The following is a 14,313-nucleotide window of genomic DNA, read 5'->3' on the forward strand; positions in this document are numbered from 1 at the left end:
GTGATGAAAGACAGGGAAGAACATGAAAGACGAAACGCTATCCATCCATTTTGGTTACGAAACTGACCCTACCACTAAATCTGTCGCGACGCCGATTTATCAAACAGTCGCGTACGAGTTTGACAACGCGCAGCACGGCGCTGATCTGTTTAACTTGGAAGTGCAGGGGAATATCTACACTCGCATCATGAATCCGACTAACGATGTTCTGGAAAAACGCATGGCGGCGTTAGAAGGCGGCATTGCTGGATTGGTCGTGAGTGCGGGGAGCGCAGCGATTAACTATGCAATTCTGACCTTAGCGCAAGCGGGCGATAACATCGTTTCTACGCCGCAACTTTATGGCGGTACTTATACCTTGTTTGCGCACATGCTCCCAAATCAAGGTATTCAGGTGAAGTTTGCTAAAGATGACAAGCCAGAAAGTTTGGCCGAATTAATTGATGAAAATACCAAAGCGGTGTACTGCGAGAGCATTGGTAACCCTGCGGGCAATATCATCGATTTAGAACGTGTGGCGGAGCTTGCTCATGCACAAGGCGTACCTGTGATTGTGGATAACACCGTTGCGACGCCAGTGCTTTGCAAACCCATCGAATTTGGTGCGGATATCGTAGTTCACTCTCTCACTAAATACGTTGGTGGGCATGGCACCACATTAGGTGGCGTGATTGTGGATTCAGGTAAATTCCCTTGGGCGCAGCACAAAGACCGCTTTCCTGTTTTCAACCAACCAGAACCTTCTTACCACGGCGTGGTGTATACCGAAGCGTTTGGTGAGGCGGCATTTATCGGGCGTGCGCGTACCGTACCACTGCGTAATACCGGAGCCGCATTATCACCGATGAATGCATTTATGCTTATGCAAGGGCTAGAAACGTTACCGCTGCGTATGGAGCGCCATACCGAGAACACACTCAAAGTGGCTGAATTCTTGGAACAGAATGACAACGTCAGTTGGGTAAGTTATGCCGGATTGCCAAGTTCTGAACACTTCCATCTCGCCGAAAAATACATGAAAGGTAAGCCTTCTGCGATTTTGTCGTTTGGTTTAAAAGATGGTTATGAAGCCGGAGTGCGCTTTTATGACGCTCTGAAAATCTTTAAGCGTTTGGTGAACATTGGCGATGCAAAATCATTGGCTTGTCATCCAGCATCGACGACTCATCGTCAGTTGAGCGAAGCAGAACAAAAACAAGCTGGTGTGTCACCAGAGATGATTCGTTTATCTGTGGGTATTGAGCATATTGACGATATCCTAGCCGATTTAGAACAGGCACTAAACGCGTAAAACGATTCTTTTTTTAGCTTTTGGTTACCCATAGGCCAGCCTTTAAAAAAGCTGGCCTTTATTTTTTTTATTGTTTAAATATCAAAGGTTTTATTGTTTTTGGGTTGTGGTATTCCAAAAGCTCATGGTGGGTGAAATTTATTCCCTTGTCGCGTTTGGGTTTGTTCCTGATGATATGTGCAAATCTTATACATTGGAAGGGACTCAAATGTCTTACGTATTTCACCGTCATTGCCATGCCACGCTGCCAATCATCGATAAAGGTGAAGGTGTTTATCTATTCGATAAACAAGGAAAACAGTATCTCGATGCTTGTGGTGGCGCTGCGGTATCAAACCTTGGCCATAGTCATCAAGCCGTTAAAAAAGCCATGTTGGAACAGCTCGAGAGAGTGCCATTTGCTCATACTGGATTTTTTACTAGTGACAGCAGTGAGCGACTAGCGGAATTGATTTGTCAGCATATGCCTGAGCAGTTCAACCATGTGTATTTAGTCAGTGGCGGATCAGAGGCGGTGGAGTCGGCACTAAAAATGGCGCGGCAGTATTTTGTAGAATCAGGTAAGCCAGAGAAAAAGCAATTCATCGCGCGTCAGCAAAGTTATCACGGCAATACGTTGGGGGCTTTGGCTGTCGGAGGTAATGAATGGCGACGTGAACCGTTCAAACCCATCTTACACCCGAGCCATCATATCGCCCCTTGCTATGCTTATCGTTATCAGCATAGTCATGAGTCGGAATTGGATTACTCATTGCGAGCGGCGAATGAACTAGAGGCAAAAATTCTTGAGTTGGGCGCTGATAATGTAATGGCTTTTGTCGCCGAGCCTATTGTGGGAGCCACAGCTGGAGCTGTGCCTGCGACTCAAGGTTACTTCAAACGTATTCGCGAAATATGCGACCAATACGATGTGTTATTGATCTTGGATGAAGTCATGTGTGGCGTTGGGCGAAGTGGCAGTTTTTTTGCGTTTGAGCAAGAAGAGGCAGAGCCCGATCTGGTTTGTATGGCTAAAGGGCTTGGTGCGGGTTATCAACCTATTGGCGCGGTGGTTGCGAATGATCGAGTCTATCAAGCTATTGCTGATGGAAGCGGTTTTTTCCAACACGGTCATACCTTTATGGCGCACCCTATGGCGTGCGCTGCCGCCGTGGCAACAATTGAAACCATCTTCCAAGATGACTTATTAACGGCGGTGAATCGGCAAAGTGTTTTGCTGCGTAATGAGCTTACTTCTGCATTGGCCCATTTACCGTACATTGGCGACATTCGTGGTAAAGGCTTGTTTGTTGGCATTGAGCTGGTGGCGGATAAAGAAAGCAAGGCGCCTCTGAGTAAAGCCACATTGGCAGACAAACGCATCAAACAGCGAGCAATGGAAAATGGCTTAATGTGCTATCCAATGGGCGGAACGATTGATGGCGTTAATGGGCACCATATCTTGCTTGCGCCGCCATTCATTATTCAGCCTCACCATATTGATGAGCTAGTTGGCAAACTCTCATTAACGCTAAAAGAGGTAGCGAAGGAATGGAATTAGAAAATCGATGTATACGAGAGCCTATCGCTATTATCGTGGCCCCAAACGGTGCAAGAAAAACTAAGCACGATCACGCCAGCTTACCCATGACAACAGACGAACTGGTTGCAGAGGCTATCGCTTGTCAAACGGCAGGGGCTGCCATGATCCATTTGCATGCTAGAGACGCCAACGGACGTCATTCATTAGACATCGACGACAACATGGCAATTTACCATGCCGTGAAAGAAGCGGTGGGACAAAACATGATGGTACAGCTCACCACAGAGGCGGTGGGCTTGTATTCTCCGCCACAACAGATGGCGTTAGTTAAAGCTGTGAAACCAGAAGCGGCTTCTTTTGCATTGAGGGAGTTAATCCCTGATCGCGCAAGTGAGAAAGAAGGGCATGCCTTTTTCCATTGGGTGGCAGAACACAACATCGTGAGCCAAATTATTCTCTACGATGCAACCGACATTGAACGTTATTTCCAACTGCGTGATGCGGGCGTGTTACCTAAAACGCATCAGCATGCATTAGTGGTGTTAGGGCGTTATCACCAAGCTCAACAGTCTTCGCCATGGGATTTACGAGGTTTGAATTTGGCGCGTTTTGACGAGGAAGAAATTCGATGTGCCATTTGTGCTTTTGGTGCGCGAGAGCAAGACTGTTTAGCGAGTGCGATGTTACTTGGATTCGATGTGAGAGTGGGGTTTGAGAATAACCACGTCGATGTGGCAGGCGAATTAGCAATCAGTAACGCGGCTCAGGTGGAAGCTCTACGTGATGTGGCGCATCGCTTTGCGATTCCTTTACGCAGTGCGCAAAGTTTGCGTTCAGCTTTGAAGTAAATCTGCTCGCGGAAAAGAAAAAAAGAAGAAAGGAAAGTAAAAAGGCTCCATCGGAGCCTTTTCGGTATTTGTCGTTAGTTCTCAGTTTGCGCTACAGGTTGACGAGCGGGATGTTTGATAAACACCGCGACAACAGCCGCTATCGCTAATGCAAAACAGTAGTAAGAATTGGCAACTACTTCAAGTGGCGAGAGGTTGAACACGGAACCTAGCAGTAGTACTTGAGCACCGTAAGGCAACACGCCTTGCACCACGCATGAGAAAATGTCTAACAAGCTTGCTGAGCGGCGAGGAGAGACATTATTCTCTTCCGCCAGTTGGCGAGCAACGCTGCCCGATACAATGATGGCTACGGTGTTGTTTGCCGTACAGCCATTGACCATTGATACCAAACCTGCAATACCTAGCTCGCTTGCACGACTGTTCGCATGCTTAGAGTGACTAGAGCCAAACGCGTGGATAAGGCTACTAACGAAATTTGTTAGAAAAGCAAGACCACCTTGGCGACGCATCAGTTCACTCAAGCCACCAATCAGCATGGATAACAAGAAGATCTCTTGCATGTTACCAAAGCCTTTGTATACGTCTTGGGCTAGATTAGTTAGTCCGTAATTGTCAATCGATGCCAAGCTCACGCCGCCAGCCAAAAGAATGCCAATCGACAGAACCACAAACACATTCACACCAGATACCGCTAGGATCAAAATAGTGATGTACGGCAAGACTTTTAGCCACTCAATATCGCCAGTTGCAGGCACTTGAGTCGCAGTACTGTTGAAAGCGAACACTGCAATCGCGATCAACGCCGCAGGTAAAGCAATACGAATGTTCTCTTTAAACTTGTCTTTCATCTCACAACCTTGAGAGCGTGTCGCCGCGATGGTGGTGTCAGAGATGATAGAAAGGTTATCACCAAACATAGCGCCGCTCAGTACAACGCCTGCGGTTAACGGTAAGCTCATTCCTGCTGATTCAGCAATACCCAACGCTACGGGGGCAACGGCTGCGATGGTACCCATCGAAGTCCCCATTGCTGTTGCGATAAAAGCAGAAATCAGAAAAATGCCCGGTAAAATCATGCTGGTTGGAATAGCGGATAAACCAAGGTTCACTGTTGCATCAACACCGCCAGAGGCTTTTGCTACCGCAGCAAAGGCACCTGCAAGCAGATAGATCATACACATTGCGATGATGTCTGGGTGGCCAACACCACGCATGAAGTGTTCGATTGAGCGGTTAAGTTTCTCTTTACTTAAAAGAAACGCAATGATGATGGCTGGTAACACCGCGATGGGTGCAGGCAGCTGGTAGAAGGCAAATTCCACGCCTTGCAAAGATAAGTAAGTGCCTACGCCAATAAATAGCGCAAGGAATACAATTAATGGGATCAGTGCGACCGCAGACGGTGCAACTGTTTTAGTAGTTTGTTGGGAACCGGACATGTAAACGACAATGTTAATGATAAGAGAGAAGAGCAGACTAATATCACACTTCTACATTGTCAACGTCTAGACGTCTAAATGGCTGTTTAAATTTTACACGTAAAGAAAAAGATAAAAGCTCGTGTTGCGTATCTCACTGATACCACGAGCTTTAGTTATGCGCTAATGAAGAGACTGTTGTTATTGCATTGATTTGGCTTTTTTGCGTTTAACAATACCTAAAACCATCCACGTAAATAAGACAGCAGCAAATGCCCATACCAGATATTTGTATTCGGTGTACAGGTTGCTCAACACGCTTAAATGCTCAAATGCAAAGTGAGTTAACAAGCTGAATACCAATACCCAAACCGTCGCCGCGAGGGCGTTACCGAGCAAAAACTCTCTACGTGGCATTTTCGCGATACCGCATGCAAGAGGCATAAATTGCTTCATTCCTTCAATAAAGCGGCTGACGACCAAGCACGTAGGGCCGTATTTCTGGATAGTCAATTGAAGCGTTTGCATCTTCGGGCCGGAAATGTAGCCTTTTTTATCCAACCAGCCTTCAAAGTAATAGCCGATTAGGTAACCACAGGTATTACCCAAAAAGCAGCTCAGCCACGATACCATAATTACCATACTTAGGTTCATGACTTGTTCTGACGAGAGCAAAGATGCCGCGATCATCAGTGATTGACCAGGCATCGGGATACCTATCCCTTCTAGAAATATACTGACAATCAGCGCAACGTAGCCGTATTGCTCAAGCAAAGGCTTCATTGACACGAGAAGTTCGTTAATATGTTCCAAAAGCTTTCCCCTAATAAAAGCGGAACGAAGTTGGAGTGATACTCCGAATGTCCTATTGGGTCAATTCTTGTTTCTCACCATTGAGAAAAACTGACATGCCTCTGATAATTGCGCAGAATCAACCTGCAGCAGGCTTTATTCGCCGCCACGCTCTTTGGTAGCGGCGAATTAGGGAGATCCTTATGACTCTTTGGCTTTGGTGAATGCACCATACAAATCAAGGCGGCGATGACGTAAGTTGGTGACAGAGCCTTCGGTATTAAGCTGTTTCAACTTAGTCAAATCAACATCAGCGAAGATTATCATTTCGGTGTTGGCGCTTGCTTCTGTCAAGGTCGCATCGTGTGGAAAATAGATATCCGACGGTGAAAATACGGCAGATTGTGCGTACTGGATATCGACATTATCAACACGAGGTAAGTTGCCGACACTGCCCCCAATTGCAACGTAGCATTCGTTTTCGATGGCTCGTGATTGGGAACAGATTCGTACTCGTTGGTAGCCATTTTTTGTGTCTGTCCAGAAAGGAACGAACACAATTTGTGCGCCTTGCTCGGCGAGCATTCTTCCCAACTCTGGGAACTCGCTGTCATAACAAATCAGTATGCCGACTTTGCCTGCATCGGTTTCGAACACTTGAACATTGTCACCACCGTCGATCACCCAGTCTTTTTGCTCATGGGGCGTGATGTGGATCTTATATTGAGCGTTTATTTCACCATCTCGTTGCAGCAAGTAGGCCACATTATACAACTTGCCATCTTCGATGACGGGCATACTGCCTGCAATAATGTTGATGTTGTAGGTGACGGCCATCTGCGAGAAGCGGTTTTTGATCTCTTCTGTAAAGCTAGCCAAAAAGCGAATTGCTTCGACGGAATTTTGGTCGTTTTGCAATCCCATCAGCGGCGCGTTAAAGAATTCAGGGAATAGGGCGAAATCGGCTTTGTAGTTCGCAAGAGAAGAGATGAAGAACTCAGCCTGATCGAGCAAGTCCTCTAAGTCATTCATAGCACGCATTTGCCATTGCACAACACCAATCCGAATCAGCGTTTTTTCTACATCGTGTACGGATTGAATATCCTCTTCGTAGAAGAAGTTATCCCACTCCAGTAGAGTTGCGTAGCCTTTAGAAGCACTATCCTCTGGCAAGTAACCACGCATAATACGCTTTACATCGAAGTCATTTGCAAGCTGAAAAGACAAAATAGGATCGTGAAGCTCACGGCGTTTTATCTTGTCGATGTATTCAGCCACGCTCAATTCGTCAGCATATTTGTGGTAATTCGGGATGCGGCCACCGGCTAAAATTGCTTTGAAGTTCTTACTCCGGCAAAGTTCTTTACGCGCATCATACAGACGGCGACCTAAACGCAGTCCACGGTAGTCCGGGTGAACAAATACATCGAGACCATACATGGCGTCACCGGTCACTTGGTTTTGGATGACGTTGTTCTCGGTGATGATGTCGGTGTATAGGTGAGGAAGTGAAAATCGGTTGTAGTCCACTTTGATTGTTAGCGCTGCGCCGACAATTTTTCCGTTATCCTCAATACAGATTTGTCCATCAGGAAACTGATGAATGAGATCCATGATGGTCAGGCGTGGCCATGAGCCACCAACATCAGGAAAAACAAGGTCCATTAATTCCGCGAGCTCTGGGTAATCGGTCGGCTCAATGGTGCGTAAAGAGAGTCTTGGCGTGTTGCTGTCCATATCCTACTATCCATTTATCCTTTTTAAATAGTATGGATGAGAATGCCATAAATTTGAGCAGACAGATACCGAAGTCTTTGAGTTGTTTTGGTTTACCTAAACGAGCTTAAAGAAATAACATTAACTTAGCTTGCTCTTCAGCCATTCGTGAAACACCGCTACTTTTTTAGCCGAAAGTCGATAATTTGGAATCATCACGTAATAACCATAACCGCTCTGTAAAGAAAGGTTGAGAACATGCTGAATGTCCCCTCTTAAAATCGAATACTGCGCCATAAAATCGGGAAGCAAGGCGAGCCCTTTTCCCATTCTGACAGCTTCGCAAGCTAGGTAAAAATGTTCGACGCCTACAGGTTGATAGGTAACGGGAGATTCTACAGTGTAGACAGCTTTAAATTGCTCCCATAGCTGAGGGCGAGTGATTTGAGGTATAAACGGATAATTACTAACAGCGTGCACACTCTCAATTGCAGGAGCATTTGTGCAACCGACTAATAACAATGTTTCTTCGCACAGTAAGTGGCTGTATTCATAATGTGTGGATAATGGAAGGCAGCGAATATGTAAGTCACTTTCGTTGCTCGAATCTTTGACGTTCCCATCCCCGGTACAGACTCTTACTCGAATGTTAGGATGTTGCTGGTGGAAGTCATCAATATTAGGTATCAACCAAAGGCTGGCAAAAGAAGGGGTTACGTCCACGGTGAGTAATTCTTGCTTTGAATCTGACTGGATTAAGTTGGCAGTTGCATGCTGAATAAGCTCCAAAGCTTCTGTGACTTGCGGCAGATAACGCTTGCCCTCTTCGGTTAACTCAATACCACTCGCCCCTCTTTGTATTAAAGGTAAACCCACCAATTGCTCCAGCGATGCGATTTGTTTGCTTACTGCGCTTTGCGTAATACATAGGGCATCCGCTGCTTTAGAGAAACTGAGGTAATTAGAGACCGCGACAAACGTCCTTAATGCTCGAATAGAAGGGTATTCACTGCCTTTTAACATACTTCTGTTCCATTAAACTCTGCTTAGGCAAAGAGTAGAATATTCACGGCTTGAAGCAAAGTAAGATGCAACGTATGTGTGATTAGCTTCCTTTCTTATAAAAACTAGCTAAGCGTTTTTTGACGGATTAATCTACAAGAGTATTTTAGATGTTTATTTAATTTCTTTGAAAAATCTACAAATTAACAAGAATCTTTTTCACATCATCGATTAACCTCAATTTAGTGTTGTTTATATAAAGTAAACAGACAGATCGTTTTTTCTGTTTTTGTTCGGCGTTCTTTAGAGGATTGTCAGTATTCTATAAAATTAAACATATTTTTCATTAATTTAAAGTTGGCATTGCATTTGCTCTTTACTATTCGAACCTTCAATGGAACTTATATTAGGAGAACGAAATGAAAAGCAATGTTGTTACTTTGATTAGCCTTTTTTCTTTAGCAACGTTTAGTACTTTATCACATGCTGCGGACTCCAACGATCATGGTGTATATGTTGGCGCCAACTACGGTTACTTAAAAGTTGATGGACAAGATGACTTTGATGATGACAGCGATGTTATTCAAGGTTTAGTTGGTTACCGTTTTAATCCTTACTTAGCGTTGGAAGGTGGTTACATTGATTTCGGTAGCTATGGTAATAACCTAGCAAATGCCGAAACGGACGGCTATACAGCGGCTCTAAAAGTTACCGCTCCCATTGCTGATCGTGTCGACCTTTACGCAAAAGGCGGTCAAATGTGGTACTCGACGGATTACAACGTTGCGGGCTTCCAAGGCAACAAAGATGATGAAGGTGTATTCGCTGGTGCCGGTGTTGGTTTTAAAGTTACTGATAACTTCTTAGTTAACGCAGAATATATGTGGTACGACGTAGAACTCAATGCGGAGAATGTCGCGAACGGTGCAAACACGGAAACAGACTTTAACCAAGCATCACTAGGTGTGGAATATAGATTTTAATATTGTTAACAACTCTAAGCCCTAATAAAAAGCGAAGCCTAAATAGCTTCGCTTTTTCTGAACTCAATCTAGTTGAGGATAATAGAGCGGTTTTTAGAATAATTGTTAGTGTCTTTTACTGTCACGCTACTATATTTAGAGCATTTCTAACATGACTGTCTAACCTTCTTACTAGTCTCGAAAAACAAAGTTTTATCACTCTATAAGTAATACTCGATAGGTCGATCGCTGCGCTACCTGACATTACATTCATGTGACCTAAAATACCGCGAACGTGTTCTGTATACTCGTTTTTTAGTTTTGAGATGTACGCCATAGCTTTAGCTAGTTGATCCCAAGCAGTAAGGCCTACAGTTGCTATTTGTTGTATTATATGACCCAGACCTGAAATTCTTAATAAGGTCAAAATTGAAGAGACTATTTTACTTACCCAACCATCAGTCATCCGAGCATTATATCTATTGTTGAAGTCAAGAAATACGTTGCGTTCTAGGTAAGCTTGAGATTTGGGTTGTAGTGCCGACCACTCATTACTTGTAGCGGTATTGACATAACCCGGAACAGATTTTTTTCCTAGTCCATGAGCGCAGAAGTAGATGCCAGAACTTCCATCTAGCCGATACTCAATACCACCGTGAGTAAATGGCCAAAGAGGAGACATAGGAACTGGAGTTGTATCATGAGTGCATTGTTTAATTTCCATATAAGTCAGAGTCTATATAACCAAATAAATTACATTGGCTGTTTACGTAGTAGTCATCGTTTTCTTCATCATCAATTGAAAAAGCAAAGTACTTAAGAGGGTTCTCAGTGTCACAAGCAAGGTTAGCCATGTTATTTTTTACGTAATCCTCTATTTTATAACCATCAAAGCTTCCTTCCCAAATAATAGTACTTTCATCATTGCTGAGTTCTGCGACTAAAACAATAGTTACATAGTGCTCAATAAGAGGAGTGCTTATGACGTCTTTATTTTCATAGACTGGAGAAAACTCAAAGCGACCAGTACTGTCTGTGAATGTTGATAAGTCTATTGATTTCCCTGACGTGCTTAAACCAATACTAAGGCTAACCTTCAGGCTACTAAGGGGTTTTCCTTTCTTTGTTAACACACCATTGATTTGCGGTGTGTATTGATTAACGTGTTCGTCATTCAATTTACTTTCTTCAAAATTCATTACAATGCTCACTAATATGACTGTAATAATTCCAGCAACTTAATTTTTCACAACAATATTTTCATTTTGAAATTTAAAAATCTATATATGTTGTGTTTCTGTTCAATATCTAAGGTTACTTTGTGATTAGAGTTACATTATTTTTTGTAACTACTGTTTGTAGTCATTACATCTATAGAGTTGTAATGAAACAAGCGAGTAGGGACTAACAATGAATACATCAATCAATTCATCGAGGGAGATGAGTATAGACTTTAGACTTAGATCTAGTTATCTCTTAGAAAGGATAGGTAAGCAGAAGACTTTTAAGTTACAGGGCTTTTAGTACCATGCTCTCTGCCTTTTTGATTAGTACTTATGAACTTCTTGTTTACTGATTAATACTCAACGAGTTTGTAAACCTACATGGGCCAAAGGTATGCGGTAATCCATGTAGTAAGATTTCAGAAAGCATGAATGTTTGAAAAAAGAGACTATTTTAGTTGATACAAAAAAGGCCACCCGAAGGTGGCCTTTTCCAAACGTTTGGTGGAGCTGGCGGGAGTTGAACCCGCGTCCGAAAACCGTTCATCATTGGTACTACATGCTTAGTCGATCTTTAATTTCGCCACCCACCTGCGAACCGACACGCTAATGAATGACTAGCCTGAATTAAAATTCGCCGTTCATCTCTCAGGCGGGAGAATCCGGGCTAGCGCGTTTGGGTTTGATCCCTCGTTGTTCCCCGTCTTACGTGCGGAAGCTAGGGCGAGAGAGCTCTTAGCAGGTTATTAAGCTGCTAGTGCGTAGTTTTCGTCGTTTGCGACTATTTTTTTGCGGTTTGTTAACGAGGCCTACCGCACCTCGGCATGCACCTCAGACTTCTGAATTCCCGTCGAATCCTAAATCAGCCCCAGGTAATATTCGCATAGTAACAGAAAAGCATTGGCTGTCCAGTACTATGCGTTTAAGTGGTCAAGATTAACGCAGCGCGCTCTTCATTACGCGTGCTTTTTCTCTTGCCCAGTCTTTTTCTTTTAGATCCGTACGTTTATCGTGCAGCTTTTTACCTTTTGCTACGCCAATTTTTAGTTTCACCCAAGAGCGAGACCAGTACAGTGAGAGGGCCGTTAATGTCATACCTTCACGGTTTACACGTCCGAATAGGTTATCCAGCTCACGACGACTCATTAGTAGTTTACGCACACGTGTAGGGTTCGCCACAACGTGTGTCGATGCCTGATTTAAAGGAGTGATTGTCATGCCACTCACAAAGGCTTCACCGTCACGCATAAATACGTAACTTTCAGAAATATTGGCTTTACCTTGGCGAAGGGCTTTCACTTCCCAACCTTGGAGCTCCAAGCCAGCTTCGATTTCATCATCGATGAAATACTCGTGGCGAGCTTTTTTATTCAGCGCGATAGTATTGCTACCCGCTTTTTGTTTCGTTTTTTTCTTTGCCATAATAGCGTCATTATACGGGTTGGATATCGGATAGGAAATCCTTTTATTTGCGCAATCGTGGAATAAAAGTAAAATTGGCGAGTAGCTTTAAATCTGTACATGTATCGATAGGAGTATGTATGAAGCAAGTCAGCCGTTCTGCGCTTGTGTCTTTTAGCGCCGAACAGATGTTCAATCTGGTTAATGATGTTGCTAAATACCCTGAATTTCTGCCTGGTTGCTCGGGCTCTAGAATCATTGAGTCTTCGGGGAATGGTATGGTGGCTTCTGTCGATGTGGCGAAGGCTGGAATCAGCAAAACGTTTACGACTTCAAATGAGTTGATCCCCGGTCAGGCAATTATGATGAACTTGGTGGATGGCCCGTTTAAGACGTTGCGTGGTGGTTGGATTTTTACCGCGCTAGATGAACAAGCTTGCAAGGTTGAACTAAAGCTTGAGTTTGAATTCTCAAGTAAAATGATTGAGATGGCCTTCGGTAAGATTTTTAACGAGCTTACTAGTAATATGGTAAATGCATTTACTAAACGCGCAAAACAGGTCTACGAGTGTTATGAGTATTGAGTCAGATATGATTCACGTTGAGGTTGTCTATGCTCTTCCTCATGAACAGCGTGTATTTAACTTAGTGGTAAATAATCACGCAACGGTAGAAGAGATCATTCGACAATCCGGTGTATTGGAGTTGTACCCTGAAATTGATTTGTCCAAGAACAAAGTGGGTGTGTTTAGTCGTAACGTGAAGTTAGATGCGACTGTTCGAGATCGAGATCGAATAGAGATTTATCGTCCGTTACTCGCCGATCCGAAAGAGATTCGCCGTAAGCGGGCGGAGCAGGCTAAAACCGAGGGGAGTGCAGACCCAGTCACCGGTGGCAAGCCTAGTTCTGTACGTAAAAATAAGCAGGATTAATATAAACCCAATAGCTCATGTGAGTTACTCAAAGTTTGACTAACGTGATTTCTATATAATAAAAAACCTCCCAAACGGGAGGTTTTTTTGCAAAAGTCAGTTTACTGAATTTGCTCGTAAAATGCGTCACTTTTTGGAAAGTCACCACTGATGTCTGCGAGTGTGCCTTGGTCATTAAAGTTTACAATCAGATCTTTTTGTACTGGTTCGCCATGGCCAGGAGTATGATGATAGATGTAATACCAAGTGTTTGGATAGCCGTTTTCAATAAGCATTGGCGACCCTAATACGAAGCGAACCTGTGCTTTAGTCATCCCAAACTTTAATTTATCAACCGCACTTTGTTCTACATAGTTGCCTTGGTTGATATCAATACGATAAACCAGTCTTTCCAATACCGAACATCCTGTCAGCAATGTCATTGCTAATGGTACGGCAACTAACCACTTCTTTAATTGCATAATAATTTCTTAGTAACCTTTAAAATACTGCGCTGATAATAAACAAGCTCGACGCAGATGTAAAAAGCTATGCGTCGTATGGTAGACAATCTGACAACGAATTTTGAGTTGAGTTGCATTTATTCACCGATATTAGGCGGTAAATGTCAACACATGACGTATTAGTTAGGTGACGAAGAGCACATTTCAATCGGAGGTAGGGTGATGGACGCTTTCAGCGGTGAGCCAAGCCTAGTGACTCGTTAGTCGGTTTTGGCGAATTCGCGTAATGCATCACCTGAAAAACGATAATACTCTTTTTCATGAATTAGTGTTGCACCAATTGAGCGGTAAAACTGACCTGCGGTAGGGTTACTACTTTCAGCTGTCCAGTCCAACCTTTGGCATCCACACTTGATCGCCAAAGATGCCAGATACTTCATTAACTTGAGACCAACCCCTTTTCCTCGAACCTTCGAAGATACGAACAGATCTTTTAAGTACATCTGCCCTGAGAGTTTTGGGGCAGGGAACATGACGGTATAAGATGCAAAGCCTACGACGTCATCATTATCGTAAACCGCAATGATATTAACACCAGAATGTTCAGAGAAGACTTGGCTCTTTAGATAATGGACCAGATCGTGTTTTGATGAAGCTTTTTCTTTGAAGTAGTAATGTTCTAACTCAATAAAAATAGGGATGAGATCTAAGCAGTTGGTTTTGTGTATTGCTCTGATATCCATATCTCATCCCTTGTCG

General features: G+C 43.7%; 15 protein-coding genes and 1 other RNA gene. 6 read left to right on the forward strand and 10 right to left on the reverse strand.

Annotated features, from left to right (window positions below; translation table 11 throughout):
• Positions 1-22 precede the first annotated feature (22 nt).
• From KI742_RS16660 to KI742_RS16670, 3 genes are all read left to right on the forward strand, one after another.
• Positions 23-1,291, forward strand: a complete 1,269-nt coding sequence (locus KI742_RS16660; RefSeq protein ID WP_285385698.1) for an O-acetylhomoserine aminocarboxypropyltransferase/cysteine synthase family protein — start codon at positions 23-25, stop codon at positions 1,289-1,291.
• A 208-nt stretch (positions 1,292-1,499) separates the two neighbouring features.
• Positions 1,500-2,831, forward strand: coding sequence for an aspartate aminotransferase family protein (locus tag KI742_RS16665; RefSeq protein WP_285385697.1), 1,332 nt, complete (start codon positions 1,500-1,502; stop codon positions 2,829-2,831).
• Positions 2,822-3,661 (forward strand): 3-keto-5-aminohexanoate cleavage protein, encoded by an 840-nt coding sequence (locus KI742_RS16670; protein ID WP_253657034.1) that lies wholly within the window; start codon positions 2,822-2,824, stop codon positions 3,659-3,661. Before KI742_RS16665 ends, KI742_RS16670 begins: the two co-directional genes overlap by 10 nt.
• Positions 3,662-3,735: 74 nt before the next feature.
• On the opposite strand, the gene KI742_RS16675 is transcribed toward KI742_RS16670, so the two are convergent.
• The 4 genes from KI742_RS16675 to KI742_RS16690 all read right to left on the reverse strand — a co-directional run bounded on the left by KI742_RS16675 (position 3,736) and on the right by KI742_RS16690 (position 8,613).
• Positions 3,736-5,103 carry a Na+/H+ antiporter NhaC family protein gene (locus tag KI742_RS16675; RefSeq protein ID WP_005381672.1) on the reverse strand — a complete coding sequence of 456 codons (1,368 nt, stop codon included), beginning with the start codon at positions 5,101-5,103 and terminating at the stop codon, positions 3,736-3,738.
• 180 nt (positions 5,104-5,283) lie between these two features.
• Positions 5,284-5,871, reverse strand: a complete 588-nt coding sequence (locus KI742_RS16680; RefSeq protein ID WP_253657051.1) for a DedA family protein — start codon at positions 5,869-5,871, stop codon at positions 5,284-5,286.
• Between the two features lie 204 nt (positions 5,872-6,075).
• Positions 6,076-7,611 carry a bifunctional GNAT family N-acetyltransferase/carbon-nitrogen hydrolase family protein gene (locus tag KI742_RS16685; protein WP_005381670.1) on the reverse strand — a complete coding sequence of 512 codons (1,536 nt, stop codon included), beginning with the start codon at positions 7,609-7,611 and terminating at the stop codon, positions 6,076-6,078.
• Positions 7,612-7,731: 120 nt separating this feature from the next.
• The gene (locus KI742_RS16690) at positions 7,732-8,613 is read right to left on the reverse strand and encodes a LysR family transcriptional regulator (RefSeq protein WP_085569924.1); all 882 of its coding nucleotides are present in this window, start codon (positions 8,611-8,613) and stop codon (positions 7,732-7,734) included.
• 398 nt (positions 8,614-9,011) lie between these two features.
• Here KI742_RS16690 and KI742_RS16695 point away from each other — a divergent pair, with 398 nt between their 5' ends.
• Positions 9,012-9,575 (forward strand): porin family protein, encoded by a 564-nt coding sequence (locus KI742_RS16695; RefSeq protein WP_005381668.1) that lies wholly within the window; start codon positions 9,012-9,014, stop codon positions 9,573-9,575.
• 121 nt (positions 9,576-9,696) lie between these two features.
• Here KI742_RS16695 and KI742_RS16700 read toward each other — a convergent pair whose 3' ends face one another.
• From KI742_RS16700 to smpB, 4 genes are all read right to left on the reverse strand, one after another.
• A complete protein-coding gene (locus tag KI742_RS16700) occupies positions 9,697-10,278 on the reverse strand; it encodes a hypothetical protein (protein WP_262589805.1) in 582 nt (193 codons plus the stop codon).
• Positions 10,268-10,753, reverse strand: coding sequence for a DUF6795 domain-containing protein (locus KI742_RS16705; protein WP_285385692.1), 486 nt, complete (start codon positions 10,751-10,753; stop codon positions 10,268-10,270). The genes KI742_RS16700 and KI742_RS16705 overlap by 11 nt, the downstream gene beginning before the upstream one ends.
• 526 nt (positions 10,754-11,279) lie before the next feature.
• Positions 11,280-11,647, reverse strand: a transfer-messenger RNA (tmRNA) gene (ssrA, locus tag KI742_RS16710).
• A 66-nt stretch (positions 11,648-11,713) separates the two neighbouring features.
• Positions 11,714-12,199, reverse strand: a complete 486-nt coding sequence (smpB, locus tag KI742_RS16715; RefSeq protein ID WP_005381642.1) for an SsrA-binding protein SmpB — start codon at positions 12,197-12,199, stop codon at positions 11,714-11,716.
• Between the two features lie 119 nt (positions 12,200-12,318).
• Here smpB and KI742_RS16720 point away from each other — a divergent pair, with 119 nt between their 5' ends.
• Positions 12,319-12,762: an SRPBCC family protein gene (locus tag KI742_RS16720; protein ID WP_005381641.1), complete on the forward strand. Its 444-nt coding sequence runs from the start codon at positions 12,319-12,321 to the stop codon at positions 12,760-12,762.
• Positions 12,752-13,111: an RnfH family protein gene (locus KI742_RS16725; protein WP_025768875.1), complete on the forward strand. Its 360-nt coding sequence runs from the start codon at positions 12,752-12,754 to the stop codon at positions 13,109-13,111. The genes KI742_RS16720 and KI742_RS16725 overlap by 11 nt, the downstream gene beginning before the upstream one ends.
• Positions 13,112-13,212: 101 nt before the next feature.
• Here the strand turns inward: KI742_RS16725 and bamE are convergent, their stop codons facing one another.
• Both bamE and KI742_RS16735 read right to left on the reverse strand, forming a co-directional pair.
• The gene (gene bamE, locus KI742_RS16730; protein WP_017820585.1) at positions 13,213-13,572 is read right to left on the reverse strand and encodes an outer membrane protein assembly factor BamE; all 360 of its coding nucleotides are present in this window, start codon (positions 13,570-13,572) and stop codon (positions 13,213-13,215) included.
• Between the two features lie 242 nt (positions 13,573-13,814).
• Positions 13,815-14,297: a GNAT family N-acetyltransferase gene (locus KI742_RS16735; RefSeq protein WP_005381636.1), complete on the reverse strand. Its 483-nt coding sequence runs from the start codon at positions 14,295-14,297 to the stop codon at positions 13,815-13,817.
• Positions 14,298-14,313: the final 16 nt, after the last annotated feature.

It is taken from the genome of Vibrio sp. D417a, assembly GCF_030248595.1.
GTDB classification, from domain to species: Bacteria; Pseudomonadota; Gammaproteobacteria; order Enterobacterales; family Vibrionaceae; genus Vibrio; species Vibrio alginolyticus.

What these genes read in the sequence shown, in the direction of transcription:
- KI742_RS16660 (WP_285385698.1), top strand. Translation starts at nt 23, where the DNA reads ATGAAAGACGAAACGCTATCCATCCATTTTGGTTACGAAACTGACCCT.
- KI742_RS16665 (WP_285385697.1), top strand. Translation starts at nt 1,500, where the DNA reads ATGTCTTACGTATTTCACCGTCATTGCCATGCCACGCTGCCAATCATC.
- KI742_RS16670 (WP_253657034.1), top strand. Translation starts at nt 2,822, where the DNA reads ATGGAATTAGAAAATCGATGTATACGAGAGCCTATCGCTATTATCGTG.
- KI742_RS16675 (WP_005381672.1), bottom strand. Translation starts at nt 5,103, where the DNA reads ATGTCCGGTTCCCAACAAACTACTAAAACAGTTGCACCGTCTGCGGTC.
- KI742_RS16685 (WP_005381670.1), bottom strand. Translation starts at nt 7,611, where the DNA reads ATGGACAGCAACACGCCAAGACTCTCTTTACGCACCATTGAGCCGACC.
- KI742_RS16690 (WP_085569924.1), bottom strand. Translation starts at nt 8,613, where the DNA reads ATGTTAAAAGGCAGTGAATACCCTTCTATTCGAGCATTAAGGACGTTT.
- KI742_RS16695 (WP_005381668.1), top strand. Translation starts at nt 9,012, where the DNA reads ATGAAAAGCAATGTTGTTACTTTGATTAGCCTTTTTTCTTTAGCAACG.
- KI742_RS16700 (WP_262589805.1), bottom strand. Translation starts at nt 10,278, where the DNA reads ATGGAAATTAAACAATGCACTCATGATACAACTCCAGTTCCTATGTCT.
- KI742_RS16705 (WP_285385692.1), bottom strand. Translation starts at nt 10,753, where the DNA reads ATGAATTTTGAAGAAAGTAAATTGAATGACGAACACGTTAATCAATAC.
- smpB (WP_005381642.1), bottom strand. Translation starts at nt 12,199, where the DNA reads ATGGCAAAGAAAAAAACGAAACAAAAAGCGGGTAGCAATACTATCGCG.
- KI742_RS16720 (WP_005381641.1), top strand. Translation starts at nt 12,319, where the DNA reads ATGAAGCAAGTCAGCCGTTCTGCGCTTGTGTCTTTTAGCGCCGAACAG.
- KI742_RS16725 (WP_025768875.1), top strand. Translation starts at nt 12,752, where the DNA reads ATGAGTATTGAGTCAGATATGATTCACGTTGAGGTTGTCTATGCTCTT.
- bamE (WP_017820585.1), bottom strand. Translation starts at nt 13,572, where the DNA reads ATGCAATTAAAGAAGTGGTTAGTTGCCGTACCATTAGCAATGACATTG.
- KI742_RS16735 (WP_005381636.1), bottom strand. Translation starts at nt 14,297, where the DNA reads ATGGATATCAGAGCAATACACAAAACCAACTGCTTAGATCTCATCCCT.